This window comes from Rothia mucilaginosa, from assembly GCF_964211445.1.
Taxonomy (GTDB): domain Bacteria; phylum Actinomycetota; class Actinomycetes; order Actinomycetales; family Micrococcaceae; genus Rothia; species Rothia mucilaginosa_E.
Genome location: NZ_CAXOQT010000084.1, coordinates 1 through 311 on the forward strand (window position 1 = coordinate 1; position 311 = coordinate 311).

The 311-nt window shown below is 50.8% G+C and carries 1 pseudogene; it reads left to right on the plus strand.

Going from position 1 to position 311, the window contains the following annotated elements:
• Window positions 1-182 (plus strand): annotated as a pseudogene (prfB, locus tag AB8E48_RS09040) (peptide chain release factor 2); the annotation flags it as partial.
• Between the last annotated feature and the right edge of the window lie 129 nt (window positions 183-311).

Here is a 311-nt window from a genome sequence, read left to right on the forward strand (position 1 = left end):
TTAAGGCAAGCTGGGGCGATCAGATGCGCTCCTATGTTCTGCATCCGTACCAGATGGTGAAGGACCTGCGTACCGGCTATGAGGAGGGTAATACCTCTAATGTTTTGGATGGCGGTTTGAACGCCTTTATTGATGCTGGTATTCGCTGGCGTGCTTCGGGGCGCGCGGCTGAAGAGAGCTAAGACGTATAAGGATTGAGTGATGGCTCAGAAAAAGAAGAAAGACGCGAAGAAGGACCCGAATAACGCGATTATTGCCCAGAATAAGAAGGCTCGCCACAACTACAACATTGTGGATACCTATGAGGCGGG